This window comes from Nostoc sp. DedQUE05, from assembly GCF_034530955.1.
Classification (GTDB): Bacteria; Cyanobacteriota; Cyanobacteriia; order Cyanobacteriales; family Nostocaceae; genus Nostoc.
The window spans coordinates 1-22,705 of the sequence record NZ_JAVRCB010000066.1 but is presented as its reverse complement, the minus strand read 5'-3'; the positions used below and the strand labels follow the sequence as shown (position 1 = coordinate 22,705).

15 protein-coding genes are annotated in these 22,705 nt (G+C 42.7%); 7 read left to right on the top strand and 8 right to left on the bottom strand.

The features are described from left to right. Positions 1-187: 187 nt before the first annotated feature. From RMZ42_RS32055 to RMZ42_RS32045, 3 genes are read right to left on the bottom strand one after another with little or no spacing between them, the layout of a single operon-like run. A complete protein-coding gene (locus RMZ42_RS32055) occupies positions 188-889 on the bottom strand; it encodes a carbonic anhydrase (protein WP_322675222.1) in 702 nt (233 codons plus the stop codon). A 28-nt stretch (positions 890-917) separates the two neighbouring features. Then, positions 918-1,229 carry a P-II family nitrogen regulator gene (locus RMZ42_RS32050; RefSeq protein WP_289799207.1) on the bottom strand — a complete coding sequence of 104 codons (312 nt, stop codon included), beginning with the start codon at positions 1,227-1,229 and terminating at the stop codon, positions 918-920. Between the two features lie 4 nt (positions 1,230-1,233). After that, on the bottom strand, positions 1,234-2,202 hold the full coding sequence (locus RMZ42_RS32045) for a sodium-dependent bicarbonate transport family permease (RefSeq protein WP_322675212.1): 969 nt from the start codon (positions 2,200-2,202) through the stop codon (positions 1,234-1,236). A gap of 812 nt (positions 2,203-3,014) precedes the next feature. On the opposite strand from RMZ42_RS32045, the gene pcrA reads away from it, so the two are divergent. Continuing rightward, on the top strand, positions 3,015-5,339 hold the full coding sequence (gene pcrA / locus RMZ42_RS32040; protein WP_322675221.1) for a DNA helicase PcrA: 2,325 nt from the start codon (positions 3,015-3,017) through the stop codon (positions 5,337-5,339). Between the two features lie 564 nt (positions 5,340-5,903). Here pcrA and RMZ42_RS32035 read toward each other — a convergent pair. After that, positions 5,904-6,197 carry an antibiotic biosynthesis monooxygenase gene (locus RMZ42_RS32035; RefSeq protein ID WP_322675211.1) on the bottom strand — a complete coding sequence of 98 codons (294 nt, stop codon included), beginning with the start codon at positions 6,195-6,197 and terminating at the stop codon, positions 5,904-5,906. Between the two features lie 654 nt (positions 6,198-6,851). Here RMZ42_RS32035 and RMZ42_RS32030 point away from each other — a divergent pair. Beyond that, complete coding sequence (locus tag RMZ42_RS32030; RefSeq protein ID WP_322675210.1) at positions 6,852-9,389, top strand: calcium-binding protein; 2,538 nt, start codon at positions 6,852-6,854, stop codon at positions 9,387-9,389. Between the two features lie 330 nt (positions 9,390-9,719). Here RMZ42_RS32030 and RMZ42_RS32025 read toward each other — a convergent pair whose 3' ends face one another. Both RMZ42_RS32025 and RMZ42_RS32020 read right to left on the bottom strand, forming a co-directional pair. Beyond that, positions 9,720-10,253 (bottom strand): GAF domain-containing protein, encoded by a 534-nt coding sequence (locus tag RMZ42_RS32025; protein WP_322675209.1) that lies wholly within the window; start codon positions 10,251-10,253, stop codon positions 9,720-9,722. Positions 10,254-10,257: 4 nt separating this feature from the next. Next, positions 10,258-11,175: a metallophosphoesterase family protein gene (locus RMZ42_RS32020; protein WP_322675208.1), complete on the bottom strand. Its 918-nt coding sequence runs from the start codon at positions 11,173-11,175 to the stop codon at positions 10,258-10,260. A gap of 135 nt (positions 11,176-11,310) precedes the next feature. Here RMZ42_RS32020 and RMZ42_RS32015 point away from each other — a divergent pair, with 135 nt between their 5' ends. The 3 genes from RMZ42_RS32015 (at position 11,311) to RMZ42_RS32005 (ending at position 13,949) form a co-directional block, all read left to right on the top strand. Then, on the top strand, positions 11,311-12,207 hold the full coding sequence (locus RMZ42_RS32015; protein ID WP_322675207.1) for a hypothetical protein: 897 nt from the start codon (positions 11,311-11,313) through the stop codon (positions 12,205-12,207). A 43-nt stretch (positions 12,208-12,250) separates the two neighbouring features. Then, the gene (locus RMZ42_RS32010; RefSeq protein WP_322675206.1) at positions 12,251-13,081 is read left to right on the top strand and encodes an ATP-grasp domain-containing protein; all 831 of its coding nucleotides are present in this window, start codon (positions 12,251-12,253) and stop codon (positions 13,079-13,081) included. A gap of 244 nt (positions 13,082-13,325) precedes the next feature. Further along, positions 13,326-13,949: a hypothetical protein gene (locus tag RMZ42_RS32005; protein WP_322675205.1), complete on the top strand. Its 624-nt coding sequence runs from the start codon at positions 13,326-13,328 to the stop codon at positions 13,947-13,949. A 183-nt stretch (positions 13,950-14,132) separates the two neighbouring features. Here the strand turns inward: RMZ42_RS32005 and RMZ42_RS32000 are convergent, their stop codons facing one another. Continuing rightward, the gene (locus tag RMZ42_RS32000; protein ID WP_322675204.1) at positions 14,133-16,166 is read right to left on the bottom strand and encodes a GAF domain-containing sensor histidine kinase; all 2,034 of its coding nucleotides are present in this window, start codon (positions 16,164-16,166) and stop codon (positions 14,133-14,135) included. A 94-nt stretch (positions 16,167-16,260) separates the two neighbouring features. Here RMZ42_RS32000 and cobN point away from each other — a divergent pair, with 94 nt between their 5' ends. Together cobN and RMZ42_RS31990 are read left to right on the top strand one after the other, a co-directional pair. Continuing rightward, positions 16,261-20,601, top strand: coding sequence for a cobaltochelatase subunit CobN (cobN, locus tag RMZ42_RS31995; protein WP_322675203.1), 4,341 nt, complete (start codon positions 16,261-16,263; stop codon positions 20,599-20,601). A 9-nt stretch (positions 20,602-20,610) separates the two neighbouring features. Next, positions 20,611-21,741 carry a peptidoglycan-binding protein gene (locus RMZ42_RS31990; RefSeq protein ID WP_322675202.1) on the top strand — a complete coding sequence of 377 codons (1,131 nt, stop codon included), beginning with the start codon at positions 20,611-20,613 and terminating at the stop codon, positions 21,739-21,741. 131 nt (positions 21,742-21,872) lie between these two features. On the opposite strand, the gene RMZ42_RS31985 is transcribed toward RMZ42_RS31990, so the two are convergent. Continuing rightward, positions 21,873-22,328, bottom strand: a complete 456-nt coding sequence (locus tag RMZ42_RS31985; protein WP_012407750.1) for a Fur family transcriptional regulator — start codon at positions 22,326-22,328, stop codon at positions 21,873-21,875. Positions 22,329-22,705: the final 377 nt, after the last annotated feature.

Genomic DNA, 22,705 nt, shown 5'->3' with positions numbered 1-22,705 from the left:
CATTGGGCATTAGGAGTGCTGAGTTAGGAGTTAGGAGTTAAGAGTTAGGAGTTAAGAGTTAGGAGTTAGGAGTTTTGTTTATCTCCTTGTCCCCTTGTCCCCTTGTCCCCTCATCTCCCTCATCTCCCCGCTCCCCTGCTCCCCTGCTCCCCTGCCTCTCTCCCCCTCTGCTCCCTCATCCCGTGAATTAAGTAATGATACTCACCCTCCCTGTATCCAAGTCGTAACGTCCTCCGACAATTTTTAATTTGCCTGACTCCACCTGCTCAGTTAAAAGCTTTGAGCGCTTCAATCGTTCAATTTGATATTGCACATTTGCCACCACAGCGTTTTCAACTGCATCACCAGACTGACTTTTGACTTTTTCTACTGCTGGCTTAATTGCCTTCACAAAAGTACTAATATCACCGAGTAACGATTCGTTTTGGACAGCTGCGGTTACTGCACCACAACGCTCATGACCCATCACCATCAGCAGTGGAGAATTTAATAAGACAACTGCATATTCAATACTGCCGATCGCTTCATGTGTGGCAATATTGCCGGCAATCCGAACATCAAAAATGTCCCCAATGCCTTGATCGAAAACAATTTCTGCGGGTACTCGTGAATCCGCACAACTAAGAATAGTTGCAAATGGATGTTGAGCTTGAGCAACTTCGTGCAACCGCAGCTCAGATTGATCGGGGTATTGGGGATGATGAGCGACAAAGCGCTGATTTCCGTCAATCAGCTTTTGCAATGCTGCATCGGGACTGAGAGATTCAGGGGAAGTTGAGGGGATTTCGGCAGCTTTAGCCTGTTCTACCCGCCAGAGTAAATCGCTGGCAGTTAGCATCATCCCAAAGGCCCCGGTCATTCCTAACTTCAAAAAGTCACGACGTTCCATGAAATGTTTCATTAAATTTATAACTCTCTTACAGAGACGCGATACATCTGACAGAGCGAATTTCCATCACATCGGAAACGTAACAAGTACCTCCGAATTTATTTAGGAGTGGTCTGATATTTTCGACAACACGCTTGAGTTCTTCTGGCATACAAAACGCGAGAATGTAAACATTATCAAGCATGGTCATGTCTAAATCTTCTGTTGTTCCTCGTAATCCTTTACCAACAACATTTCTAATGACGGCATGGTTATGTACACCTGACTTGTCTAAATTATCTAAAATTTTGGCAAGCTCAAAGGAGTTGGCGATAATTTCTATCTTTTTAACTACGTGCATATTATTACCTCCAGAATAGGTTAATTCCGTAGAGATATAGCGGAATTCCCACAATAATATTGAACGGAAATGTGACTGCTAGAGCGGTAGAAACATATAGGCTGGGATTTGCTTCGGGAACAGTCATCCGCATCGCCGCAGGCACAGCAATGTAAGAAGCGCTGGCACACAATACAGCGAATAGCAGCGAATTTCCCTGAGGCATACCGATGAATTTGGCGATCGCTAACCCAATGGCTGCATTGAGTATTGGAATTAGTATGGCAAATAAAATCAGGAAAACTCCGGTTTTTTGCAAGTCTTTAATTCTTCTGGCAGCCACCAGTCCCATATCCAATAAAAAGAAGGTGAGAATGCCATAAAACAACCCTTGAGCAAAGGGTTCTAATACGTGCCAACCACGTTCTCCTGTCAAGACACCGATTAAGAGGCTACCGACTAGGAGAAAAACTGAACTATTAAGAAATGCTTCTTGCAAAACTTCCGACCAAGCAAACTCTCGCTTTTCATCGGCGGTGAATATACTCACCAAGATCAGACCAACAATGATTGCCGGAGATTCCATCAGGGCAAGAGCTGCTACCATGTAACCATCATAATGAATACCAAGCTCTGTGAGAAAAGCACCGGCAGTGATGAAAGTGACGGCACTGATAGAACCGTAGGTTGCTGCGATCGCCGCAGCATCGTAAGTATCCAGTTTCACCTTTAGGATAAAAAAGGTGTAAATTGGAACAAGGCAAGCCATCATCATTGCTGCCACGAGTGTTAGAATTACTTCCTGATTCAGTCCACTTTTGATTAGTTCTACCCCTCCCTTAAAACCAATTGCAAACAGCAAATACAACGAAAGGAGTTTGGGTACTGGTGGGGGAATTTCCAAATCAGACTTGACAAAAACAGCAGTCATGCCTAAAAAGAAAAACAAGATTGGCGGATTCAAAATGTTGGATACAATTAAGCTAAAATCCATATCCACCCCTCTTTATACTGGTAAAACTTGCAATTAAAGAAATTTTTCATCTTTAAAAATTTAACGGTTCAATGATGATGTATCGTGTATTGTTACCTAATGTCAATTGGGTACTCAAAGAGTGAATAGTCTTATTGGTGACTATACTTTCAGTTAGGTATTACAGCGTTTTTTAAGCAAATAAACCACGGTCTAGGAAACATTGTCATGTCCCCAGAAAAACGTATTGGGGCAATTTATTAATTTAATTGCCCCTACTGTTGACAACAGAACAAGTTAGAGCTTGCTCATCATATTTTGATGTTTGATTCCCCGTCGCTGATTTTACGACAGAACGCGCAGGAATAATTGGTCGCTAACTTATCCACGTAGAAAAGTTAACGTATTGTAGGGACAATTCATAAATTGCTACGACACAAACGTTGTCAAAATCCCAGTATTTTTTGATTTACAACAGTTTTGTAAATCCTGCTTGCTCAAAATGCCGATCGGATGTAAAAGCTTGAGTAATCCCCTCCTGTATCATCACTGCAAAGCTAACACAGTCAGTTAGCCCCCAATCTTTATAGCCCCGCCCCTTGTGGGCGGAACAAATCTAAAATCGTCTTTTCTTCAATCCCCAAGCCCCGACTGTAGTCAAGCGAGGTTAATCCAAAATTGTAAATCTAAAATCCAAAATCGATTGACCAAGTTTCGTTAGGATGTTGTAATCTGGGCAATAGCGACTTTCTATTGATGTGACCCCAGGCGTAGGCGTAGCCCGCACTTCGGCTGCGCTCAGTGACCGTCGGAGACATCGCTTTTTCACATCTATGACAACAACCATCGACTTTCTCAGTCACCTTAACCCCAGCCAACGTCAAGCTGTCGAACACTACTGTGGCCCATTGCTAGTTGTTGCTGGCGCAGGTTCCGGTAAAACACGAGCGCTGACTTATCGCATTGCAAATCTGATTCTGAAACACCGTGTCGATCCAGAAAATATCCTGGCGGTTACTTTTACGAATAAAGCCGCGCGGGAGATGAAAGAACGGATTCAACGGCTGTTTGCCGAACAACTGGCAATGAAACAACACGGACAGCGATTGGATTTGTTGACAGAATACCAACAAACACTACTGCGATCGCAAGTTTACAAAAACACGATCAAAGATTTATGGTGTGGCACTTTCCACAGTCTATTTTCTCGCATTCTCCGTTTTGATATTGAAAAATATGTAGACGAAAAAGGACGCAAGTGGAATCGCAATTTCTCTATCTTTGATGAATCAGATGTTATCAGTCTGATCAAAGAAATCGTTAATAAAGAGCTAAATTTAGACGATAAGAAGTTTGATGCCCGCTCTGTCCGCTACGCTATTAGTAACGCTAAAAACCAAGGTTTATCACCCCAAGAATTTGAGCGAGATCAACCCAATTATCGCGGACGGGTAATAGCCCAAGTTTACAATTTATATCAAGATAAGTTAGCACAAAACAACGCTCTTGACTTTGACGATCTGATTCTTGTACCTACGAGATTATTTCAACAAAACGAGCAGGTATTGGGTTATTGGCATCGCAAATTTCGTCATATCCTCGTAGATGAATATCAGGATACTAACCGTACTCAGTATCAACTGATTAATTTATTGGTTACTAATGGCGAAACCAGAAAGAGCGAATGGGAATGGGAAAATCGCTCAGTTTTTGTTGTCGGTGATGCAGACCAATCAATTTACAGCTTTCGGATGGCAGATTTCACCATCTTGTTAGGATTTCAGGAAGACTTTGGCGATGGTTTGGTAGATGATGACACCCGAACGATGGTTAAGCTAGAAGAAAACTATCGTTCTTGTGAAAACATTTTGCAAGCGGCTAATGAACTGATTGAAAATAACACCCAACGGATTGATAAAGTTCTGAAGGCGACGCGGGGGACGGGTGAGCAGATTACTTGTCACAAAGCCGATGAAGAACTTGCAGAAGCGGCATTTGTAATTAATCAAATTAGCACTTTAAAAAACCAAAATCCAGAGTTAGACTGGGGTAGTTTTGCCATACTTTATCGGACAAATGCCCAATCTCGCCCCTTTGAAGAATTATTGGTGAAATATCAAATTCCTTACACAGTTGTAGGAGGAATGAGATTTTACGATCGCAAAGAAATTAAAGATGTAGTAGCTTATTTAAGAGCGATCGCTAACCCAGCTGATACAGTCAGTTTATTACGAGTCATCAATACTCCCCGGCGGGGAATTGGCAAAACCACTATTGACGCTTTGGTAAACGCATCTGGGCAACTAGGAACAACTTTGTGGGAAATACTCAGCGATGAAACATCAGTTAATACATTAGCTGGACGGGCGACAAAAGCTGTAAATAACTTTGCCGCAATGATTAGCCGTTGGCAAGGACAAGTCGCTACACTTCCGGTAACTGAGGTTTTGCAAGGAATATTAGAAGACTCTGGTTACGTTCAAGACTTGATGAATCAAGGCACAGATGAAGCCACAGATCGGGTACAAAACGTTCAGGAACTTTACAACGCTGCGCTGCAATTTCAAGAAGAAAACGAAGAAATTTCCTTGCGAGACTTTCTCAATAGTGCTGCCCTCAGTTCCGATTTAGATAACTTAAAAGAAGGGCAAACAGCCGTTTCTTTAATGACTTTACACGCTTCCAAAGGTTTGGAATTTCCTGTAGTGTTTCTGGTGGGATTAGAACAAGGACTATTTCCTGGCTTTCGTTCGCTAAGTGACCCCGCATCTTTGGAAGAAGAACGCCGCCTGTGTTATGTAGGGATTACTCGCGCCCAAGAAAGGTTATATTTATCACACGCGCGGGAACGTCGTTTGTATGGTTCTCGCGAACCTGCGGTGCGATCGCAATTTCTCGACGAATTGCCAGAAGAATTACTAACTACTCAACGCCTGAGTCGCCAAAGTTATACCAAAAGTGCCTCTACTCCGAATGGAAAGCAAGACACGAAGCAGAATTGGCAAGTAGGCGATCGAGTATTACACAAAACTTTTGGTCTTGGTGAAATCACCCATGTTTTCGGAACGGGTAATAAGATGTCTGTAGCAATTAAATTTTCTGGCTTAGGACAAAAAATTGTTGACCCCAGAGTAGCACAGCTGCAACGAGTAGAGTAATACCAAGTTGAAAAAAGAATGCGACAAATAGACCATTTGTAGAGACGCGATTCATGAGCCAGCGCGTTGCGGGGGTTCCCACGGCAGTCGCTCATGGGGGGAACCCCCAAGACCGCGCTGCCTCCCCGTTGTAGCGACTGGCGTCGCGTCTTTACCCAAGGATGTGTTGCAATCATTAATTGAATTGGTATAAGGGGTATATAAACGACCAGATAGACTATATTTTGATGGTGCGTTGCTACAGAACAAGCATTTATAGCTCCAGAAGATGCTGGACTAACTAAAACTTGTTTATTTGTAACTCCAGAACGTGCTGGACTAACTAAAACTTGTTCATTAATAAGTCAAATAGAAGTTTTTTTAACTAAAACTTCTATTTGACTTATCATTTTTGGACTTCTTATAATTAATCATTAAGTTGATTAAATCCAACTTTAGTTTTACTTATCTAAAAACGAGTTATTTGTAACTAAAACACCAACATTTATAAGTTGAGCTTAAATTGTATTAACTCCAGCTTCTTCTGAACTTATCAAAGGATGAGTTTTTATAACTTATTGTTTTTCATATTTCAATTCCTTCAAAGTGTTCAACAGTGGGAAATGGCTCATAAAAATGATGCAGAAGTTTTTTCCACTCTCGATACTCAGCAGAACTTCTAAATCCAACAGTATGAGATTCTAAAGTTTCCCATCTGACAAGTAATAAGTATTTCCCGTTGACTTCTATACATTTATGCAATTCATGGGATAAATATCCGTCCATTGAGGAAATAATTTTAGAAGCTTTTTTGAAAGTAGTTTCAAAATCAAATTCTAGACCAGGTTTGACATGAAGAATAACTGCCTCAAGAATCATAAAATTTCTATGTTAAGTAATATTTCGCCAACGCTATTGCTATCTCGGCTCAATGCCGTTTTTTTGTGACAAAAGCATTTTCCTGTAACTCTTTCATAGTAAAGTTTTTAAGCTTTGCTGCGCGGTGAAATATGTCTTCTCAATATTTTATCGCAATTAAATTTTACCAAAAAATCTAGCCTTAACCTAGTCTTAACTCGTATTTGAACTACATTGTGTTATATACTATTTCAATGTAGTGCAAAGTAGTGCAAAAAGTAGCACAAACTTTAAACTGTAACAATTGAAATCTTATTTCAAGAAACAGATTCTCAAGACAATTGGCTTAGTTAGGTTGATTTTTTTTAGATTGGCTTAATTTTTAATGAAGAATTTGAGATATACAGGCTTTTGTTTTACTTTAAATACAAAAGATGAAAGTAACCGCTCAATAAATCGGGGCGAACTACCAGTTCAGGAACGAGTTTACGCCATTTGAGCCTTGTCACTGAGCGATTTACCCCGGATTATTAAGCGGTTACGAAACCAGTCTAAGTAGATGTTGCATTTCTTTGAACTACCTATCTAGGGTTTTCCCCGCTGGCAGGGTTACTCATAGATGACACCTCTGCCAGCGAATATCTCTGAATCAAACTTATAACCGAGGGGATTAATATGGCAGACATTATTGGAGACAACAGCAATAACACTCTAATTGGCACGTTTGAGAATGACGCTATCCTTGGTCAGGGCGGTGATGATAACCTCTTTGGTCGGGGGGGCAACGATGACCTCTTGGGTGGGGCTGGCAATGACTCGCTTAATGGCGAGGACGGCAATGACCTTCTCAATGGTGAGGACGGCGAGAACACCCTACTTGGTGGGTTGGGCGATGATGTCCTCCTTGGTGGATCTAGCAATGACCTTCTCGATGGCGAGGATGGGGACGATCAACTCCTTGGCAAAGGCGGTGACGACACCCTGCTTGGTGGGTTCGGTAATGATGCTTTCCTTGCTGGATCTGGCAATGACCTTATCGAAGGCGGGGACGGAAATGACCGACTCGCTGGAGAAGACGGTAAAGACCAACTCTTTGGTGGGGAAGGGGTTGACACGCTCAATGGCGGGGCTGGCGATGACCAGATTGATGGCGAGAATGGCGATGACAACTTGATTGGTCAGGCTGGCGATGACACCCTCCTTGGCGGGGCTGGCCATGACCGACTAGAAGGAGGGGACGGGGATGACAAAATCTTTGGTGGGACTGGCAATGATACTGCTGACTATTCAAATAGCACTGCCGGTGTCACCGTCAACCTGGCGACTGGAACCGCCAATGGAGGGGCTGGGAATGATGTCCTGTTTAATATCGAACAAGTCTTTGGTTCTGGTTTCAAAGACTTTCTAATTGGCGGGCGCGGTAATGATTCCCTCTTTGGTAGAGGTGGCAATGACCTGCTTGATGGTGGAGTTGGCAATGACCTGCTTGATGGCGAAGAAGGCGACGATACTGTCCGTGGTGGGGCTGGCGATGACACCTTGCGTGGTGGGACTGGCAATAACCAACTCTTGGGTGGAATTGGTGTTGATACTGTTGATTATTTCAGTGCCACTTCCGGAGTCACGATTAACCTTGCCACTGGAACCGCTACAGGGCAGGGCAGGAGTGATGTCCTGTTGGAGATTGAAAGAGTCGTTGGTTCTAGGTTCAATGACACCATCCTTGGCGGAGCTGCCAATGACTTCTTCATCAGTGGTGGGGACGGGAATGACTTTGTCAATGGTGAGGCTGGTAATGACCGCCTCTTTGGCGATAACGGCAATGACACTCTCCTTGGCGGGGCTAACGACGACTTTATCAATGGCGGGTACGGCAATGACTCCCTGCTTGGCGGTAGCGGCATTGACATCCTGCTTGGTGGGGCTGGCAATGACTTTCTCAATGGTGAGGACGGGAATGACAACCTCATTAGTAGAGAAGGCAATGATACCCTGCTAGGCGGCAACGGCAATGACGCCTTGCTTGGTGGGGATGGCGATGACCAACTCCAAGGTGGAGGCGGGGATGACCAACTCTTTGGTGGGACTGGCATTAATACTGCTGACTATTCAAATGCCACTGCTGGAGTCACCGTTGACCTTAGCGCTGGAACTGCCAGTGGGGGAGATGGGAATGATGTCCTGTTCAATATCGAGCAAGTCTTTGGTTCTAGTTTTAGCGACTCCCTGATTGGAGCAGGCAGCAGTGATACCCTTTTTGGCAGAGGCGGCAATGACACCTTGCTTGGTGGAGATAGCGATGACTTTCTTGATGGTCAGGAAGGTAATGACCTCGTCTTGGGCGAGGATGGGAATGACAGCCTGTTTGGCGGGGCTGGCAATGACCAAGTCGAAGGAGGAGAAGGCAATGACACCCTCGGTGGCGGCGTCGGCAATGACATTCTCCTTGGGGGGCCTGGAAATGATGTCTTCATAGGCGTTGATACTAATGGTTCTGATTCTCCTGGATTAGGGGAGGTTGATACCCTAACTGGAGGGCCTGGGGAAGATAAGTTCTTACTTGGAGATGCTACTAATGTCTTCTATGACGATAACAACAGTGGAAGTAGTGGTTTAGCAGACTACGCTACCATCAGTGGCTTCAACTCCAACGAAGATGCAATCCAGCTCAAAGGAACAGTGGGAGACTATCGCTTGCAGACTGTGGGAGCCGATACAAGGGTATTTTTGGACAACTCAGGAGAGCTAGATGAACTCATTGGTGTTGTGCAAGCATCGCCTTTGAAGCTTGATAGTGACGACTTCCTGTTCTACGAGAAAGAAGATGCTGGACAAGGGACAAATAACACACTAGCTACTGCTGAGAAGCTAGGTACTTTAACATTAGGTTCAGAAGTTAATACCTCTGCTCAACTGGCAACGCTTCCAGGGAACAAGCCTGATTTCGACTTTTTCACATTTTCTTTAGCCAACCCAGGAACTGTGACTATCAACACGCCAAATTATAACAATAACTATCCAGTTCTCGGCCTATTTAATAGTGCCGGTAACTTACAGAGTTCCAGTAGTTCTCAATCAATCACCGCTTCACTAGGGGCAGGTACTTACTCCATTTCAGTAAGTGATTATGATTACTTCCCTCAAAATGGCGGGACTTTCAGTTCTGGCTATTTTAATGCTGGTTCCTATACGCTAGGAGTCACTGTAGCCTAAAGACAAATCGTACTAAGAAAAGCGGAAACAGTTGCCAATTAAGAAGTTTGCAGTTGTTTCCGTAATTCTTGTCGAGGTTTTGTCATGAAGGGGTAGGCTTTGGGGCGGCGTTTTTGAACTCACTCGTGGTTCCCTGCGTGCAGGACGGTCAGTAACGACTTTGTGAACGATAATTTTGATTGTTCTGCTCATTCATAAACCTGCCTTGAAAATAAGGCAGGGCTGTTTCATTCGATCTCTTGGAGATTTTGTCAAGAGTATGAATCATAAATTTGCATGAGTGGGAAAAACAAAAACTACCACTTCAATCGAGAAATTTAAGTGCTAACACTAATCAAAAGCAGACTTTACATAAGAAACTGCAATAGGCGTAATTTTTTCGACAAGATTATTAATCACTACTCGTTCATATTCAGTCCAAATTCTGGGATGACCAAAAATACATGGTTGTAAAATTCCCCAGAGTTGCCCATCCTGGCAGATATGGGCATGAATAAGGGCACGATGTCCAAAATACTTCTGTTCAAATTCCCGATTTAAAACCTGAGAATCAGCTGTTTCTACATCTTCTACAAAGATTGAAGGTTTAGCACGTAGCGCAGCAGCAAACATCGGATCTTCATCTGTTACAGATGGGGGTTGTGTTGCCCATTCTTCATTATAAACAGTAGGTACATCTGGAGTACGAATCCAACAAAAGGCAACTCTACCAAGGTCATTTTGTGGATTGTGCAGATATAGAAAACATCTATCAGACTGTAAAAAATCGCCTATAACTGGTAACAGTGCAGAAAATATAGCATCTGGTGTTTGAGATGATTCAACAATATTTTTGAGTGCAGAAGGAAGTTCTTGCTGAGTCATATAACTAAGCTGATTTTAATTGAATAATCCCTTTATCAAAAACGCGATTATTAGTAGCGATCGCACTTATTTCTATTCTATCTTTATACACTTCATAAGAAGCAAAACTTAAGTCACTGGTAGAATATCCTGTCCACTCAGAACGCCCTACAGGACGATTACCAGCACCCGCACCACAAATTAAATAAGTTGTCCCATCAATAGCACGAGTGCGTTCATAATTATGCTCGTGACCATTGATGTAAAGTTGAACGCCGTATTTTTTAAATAGGGGAGTAAAAGTTTTAATAAAATCTGGATTATTCCCATACTGACCCGATGAATAAATCGGATGATGACCAAACACTACTTTCCAAGGAGCATTACTAAGACTTAATTCTTTTTCTAACCAACTTAGCTGATTTTTCCAATCAGCATTCCCGTTAGTATCTAAAGCGAAAAATTGTACTTGATTACGTTTAAATGTATAGTAACGTCCCTTCATATTAAAGCCAGCATACTTGACTTGTGGATCGCCATTTTCAGTACGAATATCGTGATTACCTAAACAAGCCTGAAATTTCACACCAAGCTTTAGTAAACCTTGATAGGGACGTTCAAAAACTGCATTAATTTTCTCAATCTCGCCGTTATTGTAAATGTTGTCTCCAGCTAAAACGACTAAATCATAAGGATTTTTCTGATGATACGCATTCATCGCTCTAGCCACAGCATACTGTCCTTTAGCGCCAGTCCCCGTATCTGCAACAGACACAAAACGTAATAACAAGTCTTTTTTGGCTGGGTTAGCGGCTATAGCTGTTGTTGAGTCGCTAATATCAGCACTTTGATGATTTTGATGAGTAAACATCCAGGCTAAAAATCCTGTACCAATGGCGCTGAAGCTACTTAAAAATAAAAATTGACGGCGTTTCAGGTTCATAACTCACCAAATTTAATAAATAGTCAGTTTAGCTGAAGCAATGTGCAATGTAGTGATACATTAAGGCAAAAGAAGGCAGCACCAGTAATAATGTACGTTGTTTGTCTTTGATTCGCTGCTTTTGGTGAAAGTTCCATGTCACAAGACAATCAGTCAAAACCGACGGATGAGCAGATAACTCAACCTCCCCAAAAACCTTACCAGAGAGTTCAGCCCTTTTGGAAGGCTAAAATTATCCAACTTCTCCAAGGGACGATTGGGGTTTTAGAAGTAACGGTGGAAAAACTGGAGACAGCACCCCCACCTGGTACTGAGGAAAAACCTGGTTTTTTTCAGCAGCTTCAGTTGCGGTGGGGTGGACTGTTAAGGACAATCCGCTTGTTTTTACCATCAAATTTGTCAACAAAGCTATCAGATACAGCTTTGACGGGAATTGTAACTGGAATTGCTGTAATTCTCGTTTGGACAACTACGACTATCTTTACTGGGAAACCTACGGAAATAGCAACTGTTCCCCCAGTTGAAGAGGTTCCGATAGCAACACCAACGATAACTACTCCACCGGAGTCAGTTGTACCAGAACCACAGCCAACAGAGGAAATTACACCGCCAGAAGCACAAATTACCCCACCAACACCAGAACCAGAACCAGAACCAGAACCAATTCCTACGCCAACGCCAATCCCAACACCAACGCCAACGCCGACACCCATCATAGAATTGACACCTGAACAAGCTTTGATTGCGGCTATTGAAAATCAGGTAGCTGAAATTAGCGATCGCGTTGCCTCTGGTCTGATAAAGTCAATTCAAGCCAACTTCCGTACAAGTAACTTGACTGTCAAAATTAGTAACGATTGGTACACTCTCAATGAATCTCAGCAAGACAAACTAGCTGCGGAAATATTACAACGCTCTCAAGAACTTGATTTTACCCATTTAGAAATTCTCGACTCCCAAAATCAGCTAATAGCTCGTAACCCAGTTGTTGGGACTGAGATAGTAATTTTTAAACGGCAAACAGCAAGTTAAAATAATTCGTAATTCATAATTTTGAGTTGAACTTTAAGTATTTATGTTAGACAACGTTTCGCTATTGTTGAAAGCTTGTGAAAATTTAAATATCAGCTATGAAATTCTTCATCCTTCGGAAAATTTAGTCAAAATAAAATTGAATAGTAAACAGCATTATTTTTGTAACTATAGCACTCCCTTACTTAATCAAGCAGTAGCACACCTGCTCAAAGACAAAGAATATACTTATCATGTTTTAAATAAAAAAGTTAAACTTCCTCGGACAGTGGGTTTTCTTTCCCCTTTTTGCGACACCAAATATCAGATTTACTTAAAATTTCCAACTATTCAAGATATCGTACTGGAAATAAAAGAAAACTTTGAAACACCAGTAATTATTAAAAGAAACTCTGGTGCAAGCGGACATAATGTCTTTTTGTGTAAGAATCTAGATGAAATTGAAACTGCTTTAAAAGAAATTTTTACTATTAATCATAAATATGATTACGTCGCTCTTGCTCAAGAATTTATTCATATAAAATCTGAATATAGAGCGATTTTCTTAAATAAAGAGTTAGTTTTGCTCTATGAAAAAAATATAACTGATGCGAAATTTATCGGTAATCTCAGTCCTCTACACTGGGATGGTGCGAAAGCCAAGTATATTAACGATCCACAAATACTATCAGAGATTGCTAATTTTGCTCAACCAGTTTTTGAAGAATTAGACCTTGATTATGGTGGTTTTGATATCGTATTAGATCGAGATAATCAATATTGGTTAATTGAAATCAACTCTCACCCCAATTTTGGCATTTTTATTAGAGACAATGGAGAGGAGCATGTGTTGAAAATTTTTGAAAAAATCCTCGTTAGCCTAGCCTCAAAATAAAAAATTGGCATTGCATAATTAAAGTATGAATTTAAGCGTAGGCGTAGCCCTTCTCCTGTCGGAGACGCTGCGCGTAGCTTACTTCCCCAAAGGGGTACGGCTGCGCTCAGGAACCGCCCGTCGTAGACATCGCGGGAGCAATGTCCAAGGTCTGCATCAACTCATATCCACGTCAGCCACGCAAGCTTAACCTTCTTGTGTGACTGCAAGCAGATAGAGTTTTTAGAAAGTAGAGGTGTATCAAGTGAAGTTAGATCCTAATCAAAATTATACCTTTAGTAAGTATTTTGAAAATGGTTATTATTCAGAAGACTTAGCTGATTATTTCGGGTATCAGTTAGTCCTAGTTAATTTAATATTACCACTATATCAAGGAGAGTTAGATAGGTTAGCTGAACTAAGAGATAGAATTACTGAAGTACTGCCTTATGTACCTTTAACTACGGAGTTGGCAAGAAGAGAAGTAATAATATCTAAGGTAGTCTTAGAGTTAATTCATTATACAAATGTTCAGATTAGAATTGAATTTGGCATCAAAGTTTCTAATCTACTTCAGGGAAATTTAGATTATCTAATTAGAACTTATCAAAAAAATCAATTGTTAGTAGTTGAAGCTAAATATGAGGATTTAACTAGAGGATTCACTCAATTAGTTGCCGAAATGATAGCGTTAGATCAGTGGGAAGAATCTCCTGCAATTATAGAGCAACCTATTTTGATCGGTTCTGTAACTACAGGTAAGATATGGCAGTTTGCTAGATTAGATAGAGCAAACAAACATTTTGAATTAGCAATTAATAGTTATAGAGTTCCAGAAGATTTAGAAGAACTAATGCGAATTCTCTTAGCAGTCTTAAAATCAGAATAGGCGTTTTAGGAAGACATATTCAAAACACTAATATTTTCATAAACGCCAAAATTCACTACTTTGATTAGCTAATATATCGGTTTGCAGTTGAGTCCAATACAGACCTAATCCCTAATCCTAACCCTTGTAGCGTTGGAGAGTAAAACTCTTAACTCCTAACTCCAAACTCCAAACTCCTAATTTCTAACTCCCCACTCTCATTGCTTGAGTTGGTATCCATACAGTAAAAATCGAGCCGATACTTACAGTTGATTCTACTTCAATTCGACCTCGATGGAGTTCCACGAGTTGTTTAGTTAAAGCTAGTCCAAGTCCCGTACCTTCGTAGCGGCGGCGATAGGGCGTATCGAGTTGCTGAAATTTCTCAAACAGTAATGGTAATTGTTCTTCGGGAATGCCGATTCCGGTGTCTTCCACTTGAAAAATAGCAGTATTATCTTCCACCCAAAGACGTAAGGTAACGCTGCCACTTTTAGGGGTGAATTTAATCGCGTTAGTTAACAGATTCCAAAGAATTTGTTCTACTCGTTTGGCATCGCCGATAAAGCGATCGCACCTGGGATCGATTTGCAAATCAAGTATGAGATTAATTTGTTCAATCGCTGCTTTTTTTTGCAGTGACTTCAGAGCATTTTCGGCAACATTCACCAAAGAAAATTCCGAAATATTTAAAGCTGTTTTACCAGCCTCGATTTGCGATAAATCGAGGATATCATTAATCATTGCTAATAAATGTTCTCCACTGTCGTGGATAGTTTGCAGATAACCCCGTTGTCGTTGGCTCAATTCACCCAAAGGCCAGCGTAATAACGTCGAAGACATCCCAATCACATAAGTTAAAGGCGTGAGCAATTCATGACTGATAGTAGCGAGAAACTCACTTCTAATTCGGCTAGCAGCTTCGGCGGCGAGGAGAGCATCGCGTAGAGCCATTGTCCGCTCAATAACTCGTTGTTCGAGATTTTGTTTTTCTTGGGTGAGAGTTTGCATTAACTCAGCTTGGTGAATAGCGATCGCTAATTGTTCTGCGATCGCAACCAGCAAGCTTTTTTCGCTATCATTCCATTGGTATGGGCGATCGCACTGATGAGCAATCAGCAATCCCCACAGTTTGTCCTCAAACATTATCGGTGCAGCTAACTTAGCCCTAACTTGGCATTCCCTTAAAAAATTCAACAAACATTCTTCTAGAGCATAAGTTTTTTCGACATCATCCACAGCCAAGGTAAAACCTTGCTGATACTTCTGCCAACACTGAGAGGTTCGGATAAAGCAATTTTTTTCCGTGTAATTCAACACCGATGTAATAGCATCTGTAGCACGAGCTTCATAGACAATATAACCTCCATACTTTTGGCAGTCTCCTAGTAGAGGTTGATTATTTGTTGATATAAAAGGCGAGTATCGATCGTTGTTTTCGTGTATAGAAAAATAGATTTCGGTAGGTTCCCTAACCGATAGTTCCATGTCTGTTGTCAGTGCCGTTTCATTGAAGGGAATAGTATCAGACTGGTATGGTTGAGTATTTACTTGAGAAGCTGCAAATTTATAAATTACTAATCTGTCTAATTCCAAAAACTCACGCACCTGTGTAATCACCGTTGCCATAATGACCGGCAAATCTAGGCTTTTGCGGATCTGCGTTGTTACCTGGTTTAACAACCGCTCTTGGGAAATTTGTTTTTTTAAAGCATCTTCCACTGGCTGACAGATATAAACTGCTGGCCCAATTGGGCTGGGAGATGCTATTATTTCTTGGTTTGGCTGAGTTAGGAGATATTCTAATAACAACAGCGTGAATTGACTTTGGAGCGTGGCATCATTGGGTTTAATAATTTGCTGATAGCGTTCGAGATTTTGGTGAGTATAAGAATCGCACTCAAACAAGTCTCTCAACTCGCAGACAAAAGAAGCGATCGCCTCCAAATTAAACGTCAACTGAGCATTGATTTCTGAGTAAATTCCTTGCCCCTCTATTTCCCTGCTTCCTTGCTCAAATGTTCCTACCAAAAGGGCGCTAAACTGCTCAGAAACCACTAATGTAAACCTTTGCCTTTGCCACTCCACAGGTATGTAAATCCGCGCCAACGTAGCTTCTGTCAGTATCAAAACGGCACTTCCCACCGTTTGAGCCATTTGTTCTAACAACTCCCCAAGCTGATTAAATACAACAATAGGCAAGGTTCGAGAAAAGCTCAAATCAGGAGAACTAAGCATTTTCAATCATTTTGGTAAGAGAGGGCACAATCCAGGGAAAAAAGTTTGTTTTGATTATGTACTAACCAATAACTTAAAACGGTAACACAGGATTATGCATCGTATAAGTAGCACATCAGGTGGATGGAATCAGTCAGAAGGTATAACTTTTTTAGAACAAACTCCCGCGCCTTTCGTCTTGATTACGGCTGCTGATACTGACATTCAAACCTTGGCAGCTGCGGTGACAAAATTACCTGCAAGCTTTCCTGCATTAAGAGTCGCCAACCTGTTGCAGTTGCAGCAACAATTAAGCATAGATACTTATGGCGAGCAAGTTTTGGAACTTGCCCAAGTAATTATTTTGCGCCTATTAGGAGGACGTTCTTACTGGAGTTATGGCTTAGAAGTAGTGCAAGAAATTGTGCAACGTAATGGTAGAACCCTCATTGTAATGCCAGGGGATGACGCTTTCGATCCCGATTTAATTTCCCAGTCTACCGTGCCTTTGGGTATTGTTAACCAGGTATGGCAGTATTTTAGCGAAGGCGGCGTGGAAAATTTCGTTAATGCTCTGCAATTTATCTCCGATAGTTGCTTATTAACTGCATATAATCCCCCATCACCTCAACCGATTCCGCGCGTGGGATTGTATGAGTGGGGAGTGGAGGGGCAGGGGAGCAGGGGAGCAGGGGAGCAGGGGAGCAGGGGAGAGTTAGAACTTCGTTCATCCACCTTTGAACTGGATAAATCCACCTCAGATACTCGTTCATCCACCTTTGAACCGGATGAATCCACCTCAGAACTCCGTTCATCCACCTTTGAACTGGATGAATCCACCTCAGAACTCCGTTCATCCACCTCTGAACTGGATGAATCCACCTCAGAACTCCGTTCATCCACCTTTGAACCGGATGAATCCACCTCAGAACTCCGTTCATCCACCTCTGAACTGGATGAATCCACCTCAGAACTTCGTTCATCCACCTTTGAACCGGATGAATCCACCTCAGATACTCGTTCATCCACCTTTGAACCGGATGAATCCACCTTGTCCCCTTGTCCCCTTGTCTCCTTGTCCCCTTGTCCCCTTGTCTCCTTGTCCCCTTGTCCCCAATCCCCAATGCCCAAAGTCGGCATCCTTTTCTACCGCGCTCATTATTTAGCGGGGAATACTAAAGTAATTGATGTTTTATGCGAAGCTTTGGTACAGAAAAATTTACAACCAGTGCCAGTATTTGTTTCTTCATTGCGCGAACCAGATGTGCAAGTTGAGTTGAGTGAATTTTTTCAACCCAAAGAAGCTGAATCAATAGCCGTGCTGCTAAATACCACCAGTTTTTCTTTAGCACGCTTGGAAAGCGAAACACCCCAAACCGAACTTTGGCAAAAATTAGATGTGCCTGTGTTGCAGGTAATCCTTAGTGGCGGATCGATTGAGCAGTGGGAGTCACAGTTTCAAGGGCTTTCTCCCCGCGATATTGGGATGAATGTGGCGCTACCAGAAGTAGATGGGCGAATTATTAGTCGTGCTGTGTCTTTTAAAGCATTGCAAACTCGTAATCCCCATTTAGAGACAGATGTGGTAATTTATCAACCAGTGAGCGATCGCATCGAGTTCGTTGCTAACCTAGCAGCAAATTGGGCGCGTCTACGTTCCAAACCACCCCAAGAACGTCGAATTGCCCTAATTCTGGCAAACTACCCCAACCGCAATGGCCGCCTCGCCAATGGTGTGGGACTCGACACCCCAGCAAGTTGTGTAGAAATCCTGCAAGCTTTACGTCAAGCTGGGTATGAAGTAGAAAATCCACCTGCTCAAGGAGACGAGTTGATTCAACGGCTGACAGATGGTGTAACCAACGATCCAGAAGGTAGAGAATTGCTTCCGGTACACCAAAGTGTTTCTTGGGAAGAATATCAAGAATATTTCGTTTCATTACCGCCAGCAGTTCAGCAAGGTATTAGTGAAAGGTGGGGAATAGGGCATGGGGCATGGGGCATGGGGCATGGGAAGAAGGGAGATGAAGATAATAACCAATCCCCAATCCCCATTTCTGGAATTAAACTCGGCAACATTTTCGTGGGAATTCAGCCTGCAAGGGGTTATGATAATGACCCCAGCTTGAATTATCATGCGCCGGATTTAGAACCAACCCATGCTTATTTAGCTTTCTACTATTGGGTTAGAGAAACTTTTGGTGCTGATGCTGTAGTTCATGTGGGAAAACACGGAAATCTAGAATGGCTACCGGGTAAAAGTGTGGCTTTATCGAGTAATTGTTATCCAGAAGTAGCTTTCGGCGCACTTCCCCACCTGTACCCGTTTATTGTCAACGATCCTGGTGAAGGTTCCCAAGCCAAACGTCGCGCTCAAGCGGTGATTATAGATCACCTCACGCCGCCAATGACTCGCGCGGAACTCTACGGTTCTTTGCAACAGTTAGAAAATTTAATTGATGAGTATTATGAAGCCGACAGTTTAGATCCTTCGCGTTTGCCAGTAATTCGCGATCGCATCCACGAACTGGTAATCAAAGAAAATCTCCATCTAGATTTAGGAATTCAAAATGAAACAGAAATTTTTAAGTCTGAATCTCTGGTTTTGAATTCCATAGGTGGTTATCTTTGTGAATTAAAAGAAGCCCAAATCCGCGACGGGTTGCACATTTTTGGGCAATGTCCCCAAGGACGACAATTGAGGGATTTAATAGTAGCGATCGCTCGCATCCCCAATCGCCATTCTCCAGGTATTACCCGTGCGATCGCTCAAGATTGGGGTCTAGACTTCGATCCCCTCACAGCCGATTTGTCAATGCCTAGCGGTGAATACTCAATAGTCAATGGCACAGAATGCCGTACCCTCGGCGATCTCGTCGAAGCCCTAGAAGAACACGCCGCCCTTTTAGTAGAACAACTCATAACTCCTAACTCCTCACTCCTAACTCCTAACTCCCCACTCAGCACTACCCTTAACTGGATAAGCGATCGCCTCCTCCCAGCCTTACAACAAACCCACGAAGAAATCACCCATTTATTACACGGACTCGATGGCGGATATGTCCCAAGCGCTCCATCTGGCGCACCTACACGCGGCCGCCCGGAAGTTCTCCCAACAGGGAAAAACTTTTATTCTGTCGATATTCGCGCCATTCCCACAGAGACAGCTTGGGATATCGGCAGAAAAGCCGCTGAAACTCTCGTAGAATATTACACTCAAGAACATGGCGAGTATCCCAAAACACTAGGTTTATCATTGTGGGGAACAGCCACCATGAGAACAGGCGGTGATGACATTGCCGAAGCCTTGGCTTTACTCGGAGTCCAGCCAGTCTGGGATGGTGCAGCACGGCGAGTAGTAGATTTTGAAATTTTACCCTTAGCGATTTTGGGGCGTCCCCGTGTAGATGTCACCTTGCGAATTTCGGGATTCTTCCGCGATGCTTTTCCCAACTTGATTGACTTATTCGCTCAAGCAGTATCAGCAGTAGCAGATTTAGATGAACCGCCAGAACAAAATCCCTTAGCAGATGCAGTTCGCCAAGAGACTGATTTGTGGACAAGCCAAGGATTAACTATACAAGAAGCAGTGGTGCGATCGCGCTATCGCATTTTTGGTTCTCGTCCAGGTGCTTACGGCGCCGGACTCCAAGGTTTAATCGAATCGCAAAACTGGACAGATGACGAAGATTTAGCCCGCGCCTACATTAACTGGAGTTCTTACGCCTATTCTTCGGGAAACTTGGCAGAGGAGCAGGGGAGCAGGGGAGCAGGGGAGCAAGGGAGCAGGGGAGCAGGGGAGCAGGGGAGCAGAGGAGCAGGAGAGCAGGGGAGCAGAGGAGCAGAAATTATTCCTAATCCCCAGTCCCCAGTCCCCAATACCGAAGCCTTCAAACAACGCTTGTCTCAAATGCAAATAGTCCTGCACAATCAAGACAACCGCGAACACGATCTACTCGATTCTGATGATTATTACCAATTTCAGGGTGGCTTAACAGCAGCCGTGCGTTCTCTACAGGGAAAAAATCCCCAAACTTACTTTGGAGATAATTCTATACCCGCCCAACCACGCGTTCGCCAACTGAAAGCAGAAATTGCACGAGTGTATCGTTCTCGCGTAGTTAATCCCAAGTGGATTGCAGGAGTAATGCGCCACGGATACAAGGGAGCTTTTGAAATGGCGGCGACGGTAGATTATCTCTTCGCCTACGATGCAACCGCAAAATGTGCTGAAGATTACATGTATCAAGGCATAGTAGATGCTTATTTACTCGATCCAGTTGTTGTAGAATTTATTCAGCAAAATAACCCTTACGCACTGCGTGATATTGCTGAAAAATTATTAGAAGCACACAAGCGCAATTTATGGGAGGATGTAAATATAGGAACATTAGAAGCTTTGAGGAACCTAGTACATCAAGCTGAAGCAGTTATCGAAGAAAAATCAATGGTGTAGGAAACAAATATGGAGAATCTTGCGTATTTGCACCTAGCTTTCGCCTACGAAGACAGCACACCCAGTGAATTGGTCTCCCTCAGTTCCTTGTTTAAGGACGCAGCTGCACCAGACTGGAAAAGGCTTTCAGGTAGGGCTTGGAAGTATATGTTGCCCCTTGCTCTGTCTTTATCTATTCTTGGCGCTGTTAGCAGCGTCATGGCACTAGAAAAAGGCGATCGAGGCCCTTCTGTCAGAAATCTACAACAAAAGTTGCGAACAGCAGGTTTTTACCAATCTTCTGTTACCCAAGTATATGACGCATCCACCCAAGAAGCTGTACGGCGCTTTCAAAAGGCCGCTGGTTTACCAGTAGACGGCATTGTTGGAACAAGCACTCTGCAAAAATTAGAAAGTTGGCAAGCGAAAAAGCCTACAACTAGGGCTACACAAGCTCAAAGAACTACTGCTGTAAGCGCACAAGCGAAAAAGTCCAGCACTACTAGTTCAGCCACCAGCAAACGCCGCAATCCTAACTACCTTGCTAAGGGGGATGAAGGTGAAGATGTCAGAGCTTTACAGGAACGGTTAAGAATCGCAGGCTTCTATTACGGAAACGCCACAGGCATATTTGGCCCAATTACCGAAGAATCTGTCAAGCGGTTCCAAGATTCTTACAAATTAAGCGTTGACGGTGTTGTTGGACCAGCAACATTAGCTAAATTGCCAGAAACTGGCATTGGTGATGGAGAAGAGGCTCCCAAAAAGGTAGTCAATCGAGACAAACTTCGTGTAGGCGATCGCGGTGAGCCAGTTAGAATTGTTCAAGAACAATTGATCCAAGCAGGATATTTAGAGGGAGAGCCAAATGGCTACTATGGCCCTTACACTGCTGATGCTGTAAAGAGATTTCAGGCGGCTAATTTCTTAGCAGCAAGTGGTGTTGCTGGCCCAACTACGCGAGCTAAGTTATATAGCTCAGTTAATACTACTAGCAAAAGCGAATTTAATACCTTAGAAATTCAAACCCGACTCCGGGAACGGGGTTTTTATAAAGGCAAGCTCAATGGTGTGATGGCAGATGACACCAAAAAAGCGATTAAACAAGCCCAAGAATTCTACGGGATTAGTCTTAAGGATCTTAAGAGCGGACGCTTTTAACATCCGCTTTGGTGTCGTTAGTATCAGTTCCCAACTGGTTGCTTGCCTCCAGTAACAGCAAATTACGAACTGCTCAGATTCCATTTATTTGGTTAATTTGAGTAGTTTCGTCTTATTTATCCACCCAAGTGCTAAAGCGGCATCAGCGCCCGTTGGCACTTGGGACACACTGCATGGATGGTCATTTGACAATCTAAGAGGTGAAAACCTTCTTTTTGAGCGGTTTTTGACCCAATTTTTAAAATTGAATCATTTTTAAACTCAATAGTTGAGTTGCATCGAACACAAATTAAGTGATGGTGATGGTGGGGATAGGGCTGGTTGATCTCATAATGCTTATGTCCCTCGCCCAATTCTAATTCCCGTAAAATTCCCATCCTTGCCATCAACTTCAAAGTCCGATAAATAGTTGACAGACTGATCCCTTCACCATCAGTTTCGAGCCGATGATAAAGATCCTCCGCACTCAGATGTTCGCCTTGCGGAAGTTCTTGAAAAATGTGTAAAATTGTTTCGCGCTGGGGAGTTAAACGCCAGCCTCGTTCGTTCAGTTCTGCCTTGAGTGAAGTAGTTGTGTAGACAGTCATACTAATAGTTCTCAACAAAGCTTGTTAGTTGAGAATATAACAAATCTTGGGAGCAATTTGCAACAATCATTGCCTATTGAGAATTCTTACTAAATATTTAAGAACAATTCATCAAATCTTGAGCAAAATTCAAGTAATCAGCTGTAGTGCATTTAATTTGCATACAGCTAATAGTTAGGATACTTGTAACGATTGCATCCCTTGACTTTGAATTTCGCATAAGTTAAATTTGAATTCTTAGTTGCTCCCCACCTTCAAGATATCTGAGCAAAGATTGGGGACAACTTTTATACAGATTAATGCTAATTATTTGCTGTAAGCCATAGGACTTACGCATTGACAAGGTTGCCAAGAAGTGAATTCAGGGAAAACAAGGA

Coding starts and splice junctions, on each gene's coding strand:
- RMZ42_RS32010 (WP_322675206.1), top strand. CDS start 12,251: ATGTTAGACAACGTTTCGCTATTGTTGAAAGCTTGTGAAAATTTAAAT.
- RMZ42_RS32045 (WP_322675212.1), bottom strand. CDS start 2,202: ATGGATTTTAGCTTAATTGTATCCAACATTTTGAATCCGCCAATCTTG.
- RMZ42_RS31985 (WP_012407750.1), bottom strand. CDS start 22,328: ATGACTGTCTACACAACTACTTCACTCAAGGCAGAACTGAACGAACGA.
- RMZ42_RS32020 (WP_322675208.1), bottom strand. CDS start 11,175: ATGAACCTGAAACGCCGTCAATTTTTATTTTTAAGTAGCTTCAGCGCC.
- RMZ42_RS32050 (WP_289799207.1), bottom strand. CDS start 1,229: ATGCACGTAGTTAAAAAGATAGAAATTATCGCCAACTCCTTTGAGCTT.
- RMZ42_RS31990 (WP_322675202.1), top strand. CDS start 20,611: ATGGAGAATCTTGCGTATTTGCACCTAGCTTTCGCCTACGAAGACAGC.
- RMZ42_RS32030 (WP_322675210.1), top strand. CDS start 6,852: ATGGCAGACATTATTGGAGACAACAGCAATAACACTCTAATTGGCACG.
- pcrA (WP_322675221.1), top strand. CDS start 3,015: ATGACAACAACCATCGACTTTCTCAGTCACCTTAACCCCAGCCAACGT.
- RMZ42_RS32055 (WP_322675222.1), bottom strand. CDS start 889: ATGGAACGTCGTGACTTTTTGAAGTTAGGAATGACCGGGGCCTTTGGG.
- RMZ42_RS32025 (WP_322675209.1), bottom strand. CDS start 10,253: ATGACTCAGCAAGAACTTCCTTCTGCACTCAAAAATATTGTTGAATCA.
- RMZ42_RS32015 (WP_322675207.1), top strand. CDS start 11,311: ATGTCACAAGACAATCAGTCAAAACCGACGGATGAGCAGATAACTCAA.
- cobN (WP_322675203.1), top strand. CDS start 16,261: ATGCATCGTATAAGTAGCACATCAGGTGGATGGAATCAGTCAGAAGGT.
- RMZ42_RS32000 (WP_322675204.1), bottom strand. CDS start 16,166: ATGCTTAGTTCTCCTGATTTGAGCTTTTCTCGAACCTTGCCTATTGTT.
- RMZ42_RS32035 (WP_322675211.1), bottom strand. CDS start 6,197: ATGATTCTTGAGGCAGTTATTCTTCATGTCAAACCTGGTCTAGAATTT.